Annotated in this window: 12 protein-coding genes; 11 read left to right on the top strand and 1 reads right to left on the bottom strand. The window is 69.5% G+C overall.

Going from position 1 to position 14,008, the window contains the following annotated elements:
* Positions 1-55 precede the first annotated feature (55 nt).
* The 11 genes from argS to ACQZ13_RS28485 all read left to right on the top strand — a co-directional run bounded on the left by argS (position 56) and on the right by ACQZ13_RS28485 (position 13,082).
* On the top strand, positions 56-1,786 hold the full coding sequence (gene argS, locus ACQZ13_RS28535; RefSeq protein WP_431049184.1) for an arginine--tRNA ligase: 1,731 nt from the start codon (positions 56-58) through the stop codon (positions 1,784-1,786).
* On the top strand, positions 1,783-2,457 hold the full coding sequence (locus tag ACQZ13_RS28530) for an SPOR domain-containing protein (RefSeq protein ID WP_431049183.1): 675 nt from the start codon (positions 1,783-1,785) through the stop codon (positions 2,455-2,457). Before argS ends, ACQZ13_RS28530 begins: the two co-directional genes overlap by 4 nt.
* 129 nt (positions 2,458-2,586) lie before the next feature.
* Positions 2,587-3,267 (top strand): thiol:disulfide interchange protein DsbA/DsbL, encoded by a 681-nt coding sequence (locus ACQZ13_RS28525; protein ID WP_431049182.1) that lies wholly within the window; start codon positions 2,587-2,589, stop codon positions 3,265-3,267.
* A gap of 261 nt (positions 3,268-3,528) precedes the next feature.
* The gene (locus tag ACQZ13_RS28520) at positions 3,529-4,434 is read left to right on the top strand and encodes an SPFH domain-containing protein (RefSeq protein ID WP_088408686.1); all 906 of its coding nucleotides are present in this window, start codon (positions 3,529-3,531) and stop codon (positions 4,432-4,434) included.
* Positions 4,435-4,452: 18 nt separating this feature from the next.
* On the top strand, positions 4,453-5,085 hold the full coding sequence (locus tag ACQZ13_RS28515) for a hypothetical protein (protein WP_431049181.1): 633 nt from the start codon (positions 4,453-4,455) through the stop codon (positions 5,083-5,085).
* A gap of 18 nt (positions 5,086-5,103) precedes the next feature.
* Positions 5,104-5,355 (top strand): hypothetical protein, encoded by a 252-nt coding sequence (locus ACQZ13_RS28510; RefSeq protein WP_431049180.1) that lies wholly within the window; start codon positions 5,104-5,106, stop codon positions 5,353-5,355.
* Between the two features lie 66 nt (positions 5,356-5,421).
* Positions 5,422-6,054, top strand: a complete 633-nt coding sequence (locus ACQZ13_RS28505; RefSeq protein ID WP_431049179.1) for a TetR/AcrR family transcriptional regulator — start codon at positions 5,422-5,424, stop codon at positions 6,052-6,054.
* A gap of 408 nt (positions 6,055-6,462) precedes the next feature.
* On the top strand, positions 6,463-7,749 hold the full coding sequence (locus tag ACQZ13_RS28500) for a solute carrier family 23 protein (RefSeq protein ID WP_088408682.1): 1,287 nt from the start codon (positions 6,463-6,465) through the stop codon (positions 7,747-7,749).
* A gap of 12 nt (positions 7,750-7,761) precedes the next feature.
* Entirely contained in the window at positions 7,762-9,879 is a 2,118-nt protein-coding gene (locus tag ACQZ13_RS28495; protein ID WP_431049178.1) for a diguanylate cyclase domain-containing protein, read from the top strand.
* A complete protein-coding gene (locus ACQZ13_RS28490; RefSeq protein ID WP_431049177.1) occupies positions 9,876-11,981 on the top strand; it encodes a diguanylate cyclase domain-containing protein in 2,106 nt (701 codons plus the stop codon). Before ACQZ13_RS28495 ends, ACQZ13_RS28490 begins: the two co-directional genes overlap by 4 nt.
* Before the next feature lie 108 nt (positions 11,982-12,089).
* Positions 12,090-13,082, top strand: a complete 993-nt coding sequence (locus ACQZ13_RS28485) for a Bug family tripartite tricarboxylate transporter substrate binding protein (RefSeq protein WP_431049176.1) — start codon at positions 12,090-12,092, stop codon at positions 13,080-13,082.
* 3 nt (positions 13,083-13,085) lie between these two features.
* Here ACQZ13_RS28485 and ACQZ13_RS28480 read toward each other — a convergent pair whose 3' ends face one another.
* Positions 13,086-13,871 carry an exodeoxyribonuclease III gene (locus ACQZ13_RS28480; RefSeq protein ID WP_431049175.1) on the bottom strand — a complete coding sequence of 262 codons (786 nt, stop codon included), beginning with the start codon at positions 13,869-13,871 and terminating at the stop codon, positions 13,086-13,088.
* Positions 13,872-14,008: the final 137 nt, after the last annotated feature.

Here is a 14,008-nt window from a genome sequence, read left to right as displayed (position 1 = left end):
CGGGCAAGAGGGGGCCACGGTCTCTTACAGGGCAGGTCCCCTAAAATGCGGCCCCATGATCCAAGCCAAGCAGGAATTGCTCGCCGCCCTCGGCACCGTGCTCCAGGGCCTGAGCCAGGAGGCCCTCGACAGCGGCCTCATCAAGGCCGCGCCCGCGGCCGCTTTCGAGAACCCCAAGCAGGCCGCCCACGGCGACTTCGCCTGCACGGCGGCGATGCAGCTGTCCAAGGCGCTGAAGAAGAATCCGCGCGAACTGGCGCAGACGCTGATCGCCCAGCTGCAGGCGCAGCCCGCCTTCGAGCGCTGGGTCGAGGCGCTGGAGATCGCCGGCCCCGGATTCATCAACATCCGCCTGAAGCCGGCGGCCCGCCAGGCCGTGGTCGGCGAGGTGTTCGCCGCGGCGACGCGCTTCGGCCACCAGCCGGCGCGCGACACGTCCGCGCTGGTCGAGTTCGTCTCCGCCAACCCGACCGGTCCGCTGCACGTCGGCCATGCGCGCCAGGCGGCGCTGGGCGATTCGCTCTGCCACCTGTTCGAGACGCAGGGCTGGAAGGTCAGCCGCGAGTTCTATTACAACGACGCCGGCGTGCAGATCGGGACGCTGGCGCAGTCCACGCAATGCCGGCTCAAGGGCCTGAAGCCGGGCGACGCGGGCTGGCCGGAATCGGCCTACAACGGCGACTACATCCAGGACATCGCCGACGCCTTCCTGCGCAAGGAGACGGTGACGGCGGACGACCGCGCCTTCACCGCGTCGGGCGACATCGAGGACCTGGACGGCATCCGCCAGTTCGCCGTGGCCTACCTGCGCCACGAGCAGGACCTGGACCTGCAGGCGTTCGGGCTGAGCTTCGACAACTACTTCCTCGAGTCCTCGCTGTACAGCGGCGGCCAGGTGGAAGATGCCGTGTCGCGCATCATCGCCAACGGCAAGACCTACGAGGAAGGCGGCGCGCTGTGGCTGCGCTCGACCGAATACGGCGACGACAAGGACCGCGTGATGCGCAAGTCCGACGGCACCTTCACCTACTTCGTCCCGGACGTCGCGTACCACGTCAACAAGTTCAAGCGCGGCTTCTCGAAGTGCATCAACGTCCAGGGCAGCGACCACCACGGCACGATCGCCCGGGTACGCGGCGGCCTGCAGGCCGCCGGCGTCGGCATCCCGCAGGGCTTCCCCGACTACGTGCTGCACAAGATGGTCACCGTCATGAAGGGCGGCGAGGAGGTCAAGATCTCCAAGCGCGCCGGCAGCTACGTCACGCTGCGCGACCTGATCGACTGGACCAGTCGCGACGCGGTGCGCTTCTTCCTGATCAGCCGCAAGGCCGACACGGAATTCGTCTTCGACGTCGACCTCGCGCTCAAGGCCGCCGACGAGAACCCCGTGTTCTACGTGCAGTACGCGCATGCGCGCATCTGCTCGGTGCTGCGCCGCGGCGTGGAGCGGGGACATGACGAGGCCGCGGTGGCCGGCGCCGACCTGTCGCTGCTGACCGCGCCGACCGAGTTCGCGCTGATGCTCAAGCTGGCGGACTATCCGCGCATGCTGACGGCGGCGGCGCAAGACCTGGCCCCGCATGACGTGGCCTTCTATCTGCGCGATCTGGCGGGTGCGTTCCACAGCTACTATGGCGCCGAACGCGTGCTGGGCGACGACCCGGCCCTGACGCGCGCGCGCCTGGCGCTGGCGGCCGCGACGCGGCAGGTGATGCGCAACGCGCTGGCGGTGCTGGGGGTGTCGGCCCCGGACGCGATGGAACGTGACTCGCAGGAGCAGCAATGAGTAAACAGAAGCAGCGCGGCGGATTCGCCATGGGCCTGATCGTGGGCCTGCTGCTGGGGCTGGGGATCGCGCTGGGCGTGGCCCTGTACGTGACGAAGGCCCCGGTGCCCTTCGTCAACAAGCTGCCGCAGCGCACCGCGGAGCAGGACGCGCAGGAAGCGGAACGCAACCGGAACTGGGATCCGAATGCGCCGCTGGCCGGCCGCGCCGGGGCGAAGGCCGCCTCGGGCGTGGTGACGCCGGCAGTCGTGCCGCCCGCCGCGCAACCGACGCCGCAGGTCACCACCGGCGCGACGCCGGCTCCGGCGGTCGAGGGCCGCCCGGTGGATCGCGCCCCTGCGGTCCAGCCGCAGGCCCAGAACCAGATCCCGTCCGTCAAGCCGGACCAGCGTCCCACCGAGCCGCGCGCCGACGGCGTGCGTCCCGACGGCTCGCGCGGCAGCTTCTTCGTCCAGGCCGGTGCGTACGCGCGCATGGAGGACGCCGAGCAGCAGCGCGCCAAGCTCGCGATCCAGGGCTTCTCGGCCAAGGTGATGGAGCGCGAGCAGTCCGGTCGCACGGTGTTCCGTGTCCGCCTGGGCCCGTTCGACACGCGCGACGAGGCGGAAGCGCAGCAGAAGAGGCTGGAAGGCGCCGGCGTCGAGGCCAACCTCGTGGCGATCCAGCGCTGAGCGCGGGCGCGACGTCCGTATCGTCTCGATACCGCCGTCATGCCGCGTTAATGCCGCTCTAAGTTTGACTTTCTAGGATGGCCGGCCGCTGCGGCGCCGGTCGCAACGGAACCCAACAAGGAATCGAAGATGAAGCGTCGCGAATTCAACGCCCTCACGGCCCTGTCGACCGCCGCGGGCGGTGGTGCGCTCCTGGCCGCCGCGCCGGCGCAGGCGCAGGGCGGCCCGGTCGAGGGCCGCCAGTACCAGCGCCTGGCCACGCCGGTGCCGGGCTCGACGCCGGGCAAGATCGAGGTGATCGAGTTCTTCTGGTACGGCTGCCCGCACTGCTACGTCTTCGAGCCGACGATCGAGGCCTGGGCCAAGCAGCTGCCCGCCGACGTCGTCTATCGCAAGGTCCATGTGGCCTTCCGCGCCAACGTGAAGATCCACCAGCAGCTGTTCTTCACGCTGGAAGCGATGGGCAAGGAAGCGCAGGTGCGTCCGGCGATCTTCAACGCCATCCACCGCGGCGGCCAGGGCCTCACCAACGTCGACGAGATGGCCAAGTTCCTGGCGCCGCTGGGCGTGGACGCGGCCAAGTTCAAGGAGACCTACAACTCCTTCACCGTGACGACCAAGAGCCAGCAGGCCGAGAAGCTGCAGAACCAGTACAACATCGACGGCGTCCCGACCGTCGCCATCGGCGGCCGTTATCTGACGTCGCCGGCCATGGCCGGCTTCGGGCTGCGCGTCAGCGAGGAAGAACTCGGCCAGCGTTGCATCGCCGTCGCCAACTTCCTGCTGCCGCTGGCGCGCAAGGGCGCTTGATCGGCTCGATCGTCGTCCTGCCTCGACCGCGGCCCTCACCCCCGCCCTCTCCCGCAGTGCGGGAGAGGGAGTCCGGTTGGAGTCCTTCGGAAGCGCCCCTCGGGGCGCTTTCTGCTTTCTGGGCCACATCCGATCCACCTCCCATCCATCTCGCGGCGATCTCGGGTGGCGTCCCACCGTTGGGGGTGATCGGGGGACAGGGCTTGCGCGAACAGGTGTCCGGGGCTTAAAGTGATATCACCTTTTTGGAGGAGGCCGGTGATGAGCAAGACGACAGCCCCGAAGACCGCCGCCGCGAGCGAGCGCGACGGCGGCCACATGAACGGTTACGCCGCGCTGCTGATGGGCCTCGCCCTGGCGGGCGTGGCGATCTTCCTGTTCATCAGCTCCCAGGGCGCCGTGCTCCTGCGGCCGGGTACGTGGATCGTCATCGTCTGCGCGCTGGTCCTGCTGCTGGGTCTCTACATCCAGCAGCCCAACGAGGCCCGCGTGCTGACGCTGTTCGGCCGCTACGTCGGGACGGACCGGACCGCCGGCCTGCGCTGGACGATCCCGCTGTTCATGATCAAGCGCCGCCTCTCGCTGCGCGCGCGCAACCTGGACGCGCCCACGCTGAAGGTCAACGACAAGCGCGGCAACCCCGTCGAGATCGGCGCCGCGGTGGTCTGGCGGGTCCAGGACACGGCGCGCGCGGTGTTCGAGGTCGACGACTTCGAGCAGTACGTGAGCATCCAGGCGGAGGCCGCGATCCGGCACGTCGCCTCGCAGTTCGCATACGACGAGGGCGACGACATCGACAGCCGGGAGATCACGCTGCGCGCCGGCGCCGACGAGGTGATGGCCGCGATGATCGATGAGCTGCAGGCGCGCCTGCAGCCCGCCGGCGTCAGCGTCGAGACGGCGATGCTCACCCATCTGGCCTATGCGCCGGAAATTGCGCAGGTGATGCTGCGTCGCCAGCAGGCCGAAGCCATCATCAGCGCCCGCAAGAAGATCGTGCACGGCGCGGTCAGCATGGTCGAGGAAGCGCTCAAGGGCCTGAGCGAGCGCGAGATCGTGCAGCTCGACGACGAGCGCAAGGCGGCGATGGTGTCCAACCTGCTGGTGGTGCTGTGCTCCGACAAGGACACGCAGCCCATCATCAACGCGGGCACCCTCTACAACTGATCTCGGAGGGCGTCATTCATGGATCACAACACCCGTCGCGGAAGGTCGTCCGCCTCCGCATCCGCGTCGCCATCGACGTCCGCGTCGATCGATGGCGAGTGGACCGTCTGGAAGCTGCTGTTCCTCGCGGTCTGGGCGGCGCACCTGGTCGCCGTCGCCGCCGCCTTCCGAGGGGACTCGGCGGCAGCGGGCGGATACCCGACGACCTCTGACTGGAACGGCATGGTCGCGACCGCGCTGGTGACGGGGATCTTCATTCCGTGGATGTGCACGTGGGGCGCGTGCCTGGTCGCGCGGTACGCCAGCTTTTTCCTCAACATGCCTCACAAGGACTACTGGCTGGCGCCGGAACGTCGCGAACGCACGCTCGCGCGATTGGCGCGGCTGTCCTGGCCGCTCGGCCTGCTCGTGGTCCTGGCGCAGGCCGATGCGAACCTGTTCGTGATCGCGCCGGCGCTGGCGCTGGAAACGCAGACCTGGTTCGGCGGCGGCGTGGGCGGCGTGCTCTGGTTCATCGCCATCGTCGCCTGGGCGATCGTGTTCCTGCTCAGCTTCCGCCTGCCCGCCCGCGGAGCACCAGCGGACGCTGCGCCAGGTGGCGGAAGCGGCCGTGACGCGCCCAGATCGCCGCACCGCCGCCCAGGCCGCTGACGACGGAGCGACGCGGCGATGGGCAGTCCCGGCAAGAAGCAGTTTCCGCTGCGCCTCGATCCCGCCTTGTGGGAGGAGATCGAGCGGCTGGCCGCGATCGAACTGCGTTCGTCCAACGCCCAGATCGAGCTGCTGCTGCGCGAGGCGCTCAAGCGCCGCGGCATCAAGCCCGCGCCGGCGCCGACGCCGCGTCGAGGGCGACCGCCGACAGCGGCCGGTGATGCGGGCGATGCCGACGACGTCGGCCAGGCCGGCGACCTCCTCGAATAACCCGACTTTCGACGCTGCCATCGAGGCGTTCAGCGAAATTCGCACGACCGTGCTAAATTGCGTTCCATGGAAGCCAAGACCGCCCGCAGCGAACTGACGCAGAGCGCCATCGTCGATGTCGCGCTGGAGATGGCGCGTCTGGACGGTCTGGACAGCCTGTCCATCGGCGAGGTGGCCAAGCGGCTGAATCTGTCCAAGAGCGGTGTGTTCTCGCGCATCGGCTCGCGCGAGGCCTTGCAGGCCGCGGTGCTGGACTCCTTCGAGAAGATCTTCCAGCAGGAGGTGATCCTGCCCGCGCTGCGTGAGCCGCGCGGTCTGCCGCGGCTGGACGCCATGGTGCGGGCCTGGCTGGCGCGCGTCGACGGCCCGCATGGCAACTGCCTCTACGTGGCCGGCGCCTTCGAGTACGACGACCGCGACGACGCGATGCGCGATCGGCTGCTGGACGGTGTCCGCCGCTGGCGTCAGACGATGCGTCGGACGCTGGTGCAGGCGCAGGACGCCGGTCAGCTCCGCGCCGATGCCGATCTGGACCAGTTGATCTTCGAGCTCGACGGCCTCTTCACCGCGTTGGTCCGCGAGGTGCGTTTCCTGCGTACGCCGGATGCACAGGCGCGGGCCTGGACCAGCTACGGCCGCCTGATGGCGCCGGTGCGGCTCGATGCCGCGTCGGCCGCCGCTCCCGCTCCCATTCCCTGAGGCCCGCCCATGACACACATGACCCGTTCGGGCCGCTTCATTTCCACCAACTTCGCACGATCGTGCGAAATCATTCGCCGCATCCGCGCGCGTTGAGGAGTCCCATCATGACCATCCTGCTGATCCTGAGCCTGCTGACCGGCGGTGCCGCCTGGCGCGCCTGGGCCTCGTGGCGCCGCCTGCTGCGGCAACTGCCGCGACGCAACCGCGACATGGTGCTGTTCTGAAAACTGAACACTGAACGCCGAATGCGGTGTGCCGCACATTGAGCGTTGACGCGCCCGGCGATGACGGCTGAGCGCAGAGCGCGCATCGCCTGCTCAGCGTCACCCGGTCACGGGATAAGCCGGAGTCGCGACGGCCTGGGCGATCCTTACACTCGACGGCTTGTCCCGTTGAGGAAAGTCCATGGCGTGGTTGATGCGCTGGCGGCCCGTGACCGTCGGCCCCGAGAAGGCGATTGCTCCCGATGAACGCCTGTCCTGGCCGCAGACCGCGGCGCTCGGCCTGCAACATGTGATCGCCATGTTCGGCGCCACCGTGCTGGCGCCGCTGCTGATGGGCTTCGATCCCAACGTGGCCGTGCTGATGAGCGGCGTGGGCACGCTGCTGTTCTTCTTCCTGACCGGCGGCCGCGTGCCGAGCTACCTGGGCTCGAGCTTCGCGTTCATCGGCGTGGTCATCGCCGCGACCGGGTATGCCGGCAGCGGCCCCAATCCCAACCTGCCGCTCGCGCTGGGCGGCATCATCGCCTGCGGCGTGCTGTACACCGCCATCGGCCTGCTGGTGTCGGCCACCGGCAGCGGCTGGGTCGAGAAGCTGATGCCGCCGGTGGTCACCGGCGCGGTGGTGGCGGTGATCGGACTGAACCTCGCCGCGGTGCCGATCAAGAACATGGCGCCCACGCCCTTCGACGCCTGGATGCAGGCGGCGACCTTCGTCAGCGTCGCCGTGGTCGCCGTCTATGCGCGCGGCATGCTGCAGCGCCTGCTGATCCTCGCCGGCCTGATCCAGGCCAGCCTGATCTACGCGCTGCTGACCAACGGCTTCGGCCTGGGCGCGCCCATCGACCTGTCCAAGGTCGCGGCGGCGGCATGGATCGGCCTGCCGCAGTTCCACGCGCCGGTCTTCGACGGCGCGGCCATGCTGATGATCGCGCCGGTCGCGCTCATCCTGGTCGCGGAGAACCTCGGTCACCTGAAGGCGGTCGGCGCGATGACCGGCCGCGACATGACGCCCTTCCTCGGTCGCGCCTTCATCGGCGACGGCCTCGCCACGATCGCCAGCGGCGCCGTCGGCGGCACCGGCGTCACCACCTACGCCGAGAACATCGGCGTCATGGCCGCCACGCGCATCTACTCGACGGCGGTCTTCGTCTTCGCCGCGCTGATGGCGCTGGCGCTGGGCTTCTCGCCCAAGTTCGGCGCCCTGATCCAGGCCATCCCGCTGGCGGTGATGGGCGGCGTCAGCATCGTCGTCTTCGGTCTGATCGCGATCGCCGGCGCCCGCATCTGGGTCGACCACCAGGTCGACTTCCGCGACCCGCGCAACCTGATGGTCGCCGCCGTCACGCTGGTGATCGGCACCGGCGACTTCACCTTGAAGCTGGGTGGGTTTACGCTGGGCGGCATCGGAACTGCCACCTTCGGCGCCATCCTGCTGCACGCGCTGCTCCGGCGCGGACGCACGGACTGACCCTCGGCCTTCATGCCCCTCACGCCCTCGGAACTCCGCGCCGTGGCCCTCGCGCTCGCAATGAGCGTCGGGGTGCCGCTGCTGTCCGGTTGCGGTCCCGGGGACAACGCCGGGTCGCGCGGGTCCGCCCCGTCGGGCGCGACGGGCGCGACGGGCGGCCGTGGCGGATCGGCCTTGCCGGCGGTGCAGGACCGGGCGCTGCAGGCCGAGCTCGAACAGCAGGAACGTGTCGGCCAGGCCCATCCGCGCGACCATGTGCGCGAACTGCAGGCCCTCGAGTCGCGTGCCGCCGTGGGCAGCCCCGAGCGGCTGGAGGCGCTGAGCCAGCGCGCCGCGTTGCTCGCGCAGCTGCGCGACCGCAGCGGCCACGAGGCGGCGATCGAGGAGATCAAGGCCTGGCCCGAAGCCGCGCCCACGCGCTCGCAGATCCCGCTGGCGCTGATGCTGGCACGCGCGCAGTGGCTGAAGGCGAACGGCGAGCTCGGCGCCGGCGTGCGGCTCCTGGCGGGCCTGTCCGACATCGACGCCGCGACCGCCGACCGCCGCCTCCTGTGGCGCGCGACCGAGCTGCGCGCCTACATCCAGGGCGACTACGGCGAAGTCGATGCGGCGGTCGAAAGCGGCTTGAAGGCGCTGGAGCAGGCGCGCGCGATGGAATCGCGCTGGCGTGCCGCGGCCACCGAGGCGACCCTGGCCTTCAACTACCACCGCAGCCAGCAGTTCGACCACGCCAAGCGCACCGCGCGCGAGGCGCTGCTGGCCGCGCAGCAGGATCCGGATCCGGTGCTGCTGTACTCGGTCCACACGATCCTGGGCATCGTGTACTCGCAGGACGACGATCCGAAGTACAGCCAGCAGGCCCGCGAACAGGCGCTGCAATATGCCCGTGAGGCGCAGGCGCCCGGCCTGCAGGCCCTGGCGCTGGGCAATCTGGCGGATTACGAGCTGCGCAGCGGCAACTACGCGCGGGCGCTGGAGCTCTCCACGCAAAGCCTGGCCCTGGCGCACGAGACGGGCGACATCTCCACCGAGATCCTTGCGCGGCACAACACCGGCATCGCCAAGATCGGCCTGCGCAAGCTGGACGAGGGCAAGCGCGACGTGCTGCAGGCCATCACGATGGACGCCCAGCGCGAGGCCGGCAGCTACACCGCCGAGTCCTGGCTGGAACTGGGCACCTACCTGGAGAAGTTCGACGACCTGCAGGGCGCGATCGACGCCTTCCATCAATCGCGCCGGGAGTTCGACGAGGTCCTGCGCGACGAGACGCGCAAGGCGGTGCTGGAGGCGCAGGCGCGCTTCGAGGACCAGCAGCGCCAGCGCGAGATCCGGCTGCTCAACCAGGACAACAGCCTCAAGGCGGAGCAGATCCGCACGCGCGATCTGCAGCTGAAGCTGTGGGCCGAGGTCGGCGGTTGCGTGCTGCTGTCCGGCGCGCTGCTGGCGCTGGCCTACCGGCGCATCCGCCGCACGAATGCGGCGCTGGCGCAGACCAATGAATCGCTGCGGGTGCAGAGCGAGCGCGATCCGCTGACGGGTCTGGCGAACCGGCGCCACTTCCAGCAGGCCATCGCGCAACGCACGCGCGACGGCGGGTTGCGCGGCAGCCTCTTCCTGATCGACATCGACCACTTCAAGCGCATCAACGACCAATGGGGTCACGCCGCCGGCGACACCGTGCTGGTCGAGGTCGCGCGCCGCCTGCGCGGCGTGCTGCGCGAGCAGGACCTGGTCGTGCGCTGGGGCGGTGAGGAATTCCTGATCCTCGTGAACTCGGAAACGACCGAGGACGCGCGCCAGCTCGGCCAGCGTCTGCTGGACCAGATCGGCGGGCAGGCGGTCGACCATGGGTCGCTGCACATCCCGATCAGCGCGTCCATCGGCTTCGCGAGCTTCCCGATGGCACCCCAGGACCTGACCTTGGAATGGGAGCGCGCCATCGATCTCGTCGACACGGTGATGTACATGGCCAAGGCGCACGGCCGCAACAAGGCCTACGGCGTGGCGGCGATGCAGGCGCGCGACCGCGATCAGCTGCTCGCGCTGGCGGGGCGCATCGAATCCGCGTGGCATCAGGGCCAGGTGCAGCTGGTCAGCCTGCTCGGACCGACGCAGGAGACGCGCGCATGAGGACATGGCGCCGCGTCATCCTGAAGGCCGCACGTCCTGCCGCGGCTTGCGCCGCATGGACGTCGGCAGCGAGAGCTGCATGGACGATGGCATCGGCGGTCGCCCTGCTCGTCCTCGGCGCGATGTCGGCGCGCGCGGAGATCCCCGATCGCGCGCTGGATGCGCAGCTCGCGCAGCTGGACCGCTTCGGCTACAACGAACCGGACAAGGCCGCGCAGCAGTTGCGCGCGCTGCTGGCGGACCCCGCGCATGCGGCGCATCGTCTCCACATCGACTACACGCTGGGCCGCAACGCGGTCCAGGCCGGACGTCCCGACGATGTGCGCCGCACGGCCGCCGAACTGGAGGCGCAGCCGGGGGGCCGACCGCTCTCGCGCATGCTGCTGGCCGAGTTCCAGGACCGGCAGGGCCAGACCGGCCGCTCGGGCGAGATGGCGCAGCTGGCGCTCGACGAACTCTCGCCGGCGTGCCCCGCCGGCGCGACGACGACCATCCCGCCCGGCTGCGATGCGCGCGTGATGATCCAGGCCCTGAGGCTGGTCGCGCGGGCCCAGGGTGCGCGCGGCGAGTACGCCTTCGCGGAAACCTCGTTGCGGCGGGCGCTGTCGCTCGCGCAGGCGCTCCAGGACCACAGCCTGTCCGGCACGATGATGGGGTCGCTGGCGGTCAACAGCCAGGTCCGGGACGAGCCGGCCGCGGCCCAGCAGTGGATGGCCCAGGCCTGGCAGCTCGCGCAGGGCGACGTGTCGGCGATGAGCCGCGCGAAGATGGTCGAGTCCATGGTCTCGTCGCGGCGCGGGGACCGCTCGGCGCAGCTGGCCGCGCTGGAAGACGCGCTGAGACTCGCCGAGCAGTCGGGCGGCCGCCGCGATGTCGCGCTGCTGCAGAACAACCTGCTCGACGCCTACATCCACACCGACCAGTCCGCCAAGGCCGTGCAACTCGCGCGGCTGGCCCTGCCGGTCGTGCAGTTCTACAACGACCAGACGGTGGAGCGCACGCTGCGCCACAACCTGTCGGTCGCGCTGGTCCAGCAGCGCCAGTTCGAGCCGGCGCGGCGCGAGATCGCCCGGGTCCTGGAGATGGCGCAGGGCGACTTCGATCCCGTGCGGCGCGCGCTGCAGCTGCGCGAACTCGGCGAGGCCTATGCCAAGGTCGGCCAGCCGAAGGAGGCGCTGCGGCTCTATCACGAGGAGCGCGCGCTGAGCGCGGACACGGCGCGTCGCAACCGCGAGTCCTCGCTGCAGCAGCTGCGATTGAAGTACGACAGCGAAGCCAAGCAGCGCGACCTGGAACTGCTGCGCCGCGAGCAGACGCTGCAGGACCGCGAGCTCGGCAACCGTCGGCTGGCGCAATACGTCGGCGTCGGGCTGGCCGCGCTGCTGGGCCTGTCGCTGATCCTCATCGGCGTGATGCTGGCGCGCGTGCGCGACGCCAACCGCAAGCTCAAGGCCAAACAGAGTCTGCTGCGCGCGCAGAGCGAGCGCGATCCGCTGACGGACCTCGCCAACCGCCGGCACTTCCTCGCGGTCATGGACCGCCATGCGAAGGACATGTTCACCGGCGCGCTGCTGATGATCGACATCGATCACTTCAAGCACGTCAACGACCGCCACGGCCATGCGGCCGGCGACGCCGTGATCATCGAGGTCTCGCGGCGCATCGCGCAGGCGGTGCGGGCGGAGGACCTGGTGGTGCGATGGGGCGGCGAGGAGTTCCTGGTCTTCGCCCGCAACGTCGCGCCGGACCAGTTGCAGCTGCTGGCCGAGCGCATCCTGTTCATCGTCGGCGGCGAGCCGGTGCCGACGGCGGCAGGACCGCTGCGGGTGACCTGCTCGATCGGCTTCGCGCATTTCCCGCTGCCGCCGGCGCAGCTCGCGCTGCACTGGGAACAGGCGGTCAACTGGGCCGACATGGCGCTCTACACGGCCAAGTCGCAGGGCCGCAACCGCGCGCGCGGCATCGTCACCGTCGAGGCCGGCGACGCGCAGGCGCTGATCCAGATCGAGGCCGACTTCGACGCCGCCTGCAGCTCCGAGCGCGTGCAGCTTCAGACCCTCCTGGGGCCGGCGTCACCGGAAGCACCGGAGGCCGCCGCTTAGACCTGGGCAGACCTGGGCAGACCTGCGTAGACGGGCCGGGACCGTCCGCCGCATCGAGATCGCATCGCTTTTTCCGCCTGCATCGAGATCACAACAAGGAGACGTCCCATGAGCCTGAACCGTCGCGAGTTGATCGCGCTGTCGTCCGCCCTCTGGCTGCCGGAACTGGTCCGCGCGCAATCGGCCTGGCCCTCGCGGCCGCTGCGCATCGTCGTGCCGTTCCCGCCGGCCGGCACCACCGACCTCATGGCCCGCGCGATGGCGCCGGAGCTGCAGAAAGCGCTCGGCCAGCCGGTCGTCGTCGAGAACAAGCCCGGCGCGGGCGGCAACACCGGCTCGGCCGACGTGGCGCATGCGACCGACGGCCATTCGCTGCTCATGGGCACCGTGGGCACGCATGCGATCAACCAGTCGCTGTATCCGAAGATGCCTTTCGATCCGGTCAAGGACTTCGTGCCCATCACGCTGGTCGCGGCCGTGCCCAACGTGCTGGTGATGAATCCTGCAAACGCGCAGAAGTACGGCATCAACAGCGTGGCCGACCTGGCGCGCGTGGCCAAGGCCAATCCGGGCAAGCTGAACATGTGCTCCAGCGGCAACGGCACCTCGATCCACCTCGCGGGGGAGCTCTTCAAGAGCCTGACCGGGACCTACATGATCCATTTCCCTTACCGCGGATCGGGCCCGGCGCTGCTGGACCTAATGGGCGGCAACATGGACCTGATGTTCGACAACCTGCCCTCGGCGATGCCGCACATCAAGTCCGGCAAGCTCAAGGCGATCGCGGTCACCAGCGCGAAGCGCAGCGAGGCCCTCCCCGATCTACCGACGATCGCCGAGAGCGGCGTGCCGGAGCTGAAGGCCTTCGAGGCCTCGTCGTGGTTCGGCCTGCTGGCGCCGATCGCGCAGCCGGCGGATCAGGTCGCGCGTGTCCAGCGCGAGGTGGCGAAGGCGCTGGCGACGCCCGTGATGAAGGAGCGCCTGGCGGCCCAGGGCGCAGTGCCCGGTGGCGGCACGAGCGCCGAATTCGCGGCGCTCATCGCGCGCGAGACGGCCAAATGGGCCAAGGTCGTGAAGGTGTCCGGCGCGAAGGTCGACTGAGCCTCAGAACTTGAAGTCGTAGTCGATCGTCAGCGGCGCGTGGTCGCTGAAGCGCTGGTCCAGGTAAATCGCCTCGCGCGTGGCCAGATGGGCCATGCCGGGCGTGGCCAGGTGGTAGTCCAGCCGCCAGCCCACGTTCTTCGCCCAGGCCTGGCCGCGGTTGCTCCACCACGTGTACTGCTCGGGCTTGTCGTTGAGGACGCGGAAGACGTCCACCAGCCCGACGTCCTTCTCCAGCAGCCGGGTCATCCAGTCGCGTTCCTCGGGCAGGAAGCCGCTGTTCTTCTTGTTGCCCTTCCAGTTCTTCAGGTCGATTTCCTTGTGGGCGATGTTGACGTCGGCCACGAGGATGAACTCGCGCTCGGCGCGCAGGGCCATCAGGTAGGGGTACATCTCCGCCAGGAAGCGGAACTTGGCGGCCTGGCGTTCCTCGCCGCTGGAGCCGCTGGGGAAGTAGCAGCTGATGAGGCTGAGCTTGCGGCCGGGCTTGTCGAAGCGCTTCTCGATCCAGCGGCCCTCGTTGTCGAACTCGCTGCTGCCGAAGCCGACGATCACGTCGCTGGGCGTTTCCTTCGTGTAGAGGCCCACGCCCGAGTAGCCCTTCTTCTGCGCGTAATGGAAGTGGCCGGTCAGGGTGTCGTACCCGGCGAACTGGGATTCGACGACGTCGGCTTGCGCCTTGAGTTCCTGCACGCCGACCACGTCGGCCTGCTGCTGCGGCAGCCAGTCGAAGACGCCCTTGGTGGCGGCCGAGCGGATGCCGTTGAGGTTGAGGGTGATGAAGCGCATGGACGGTGGGCGGGTGACCTCTGGAAGAGGGCGGCAGTATCGCAAAGCCTCGTTCCGAAGGTGGCAGCAGCCCGGGGGAACGCAGCCTCCTCAGGGGGAACGCACCCTCCCTGCGAGGGTTCGCGGCGCACCACGTA

It is taken from the genome of Roseateles sp. L2-2, from assembly GCF_050613215.1.
In the GTDB taxonomy this organism is placed as follows: Bacteria; Pseudomonadota; Gammaproteobacteria; order Burkholderiales; family Burkholderiaceae_C; genus Roseateles; species Roseateles noduli.
Note: the sequence above shows the minus strand (reverse complement) of the source record. Positions and strands in the feature narration are given on the sequence as shown.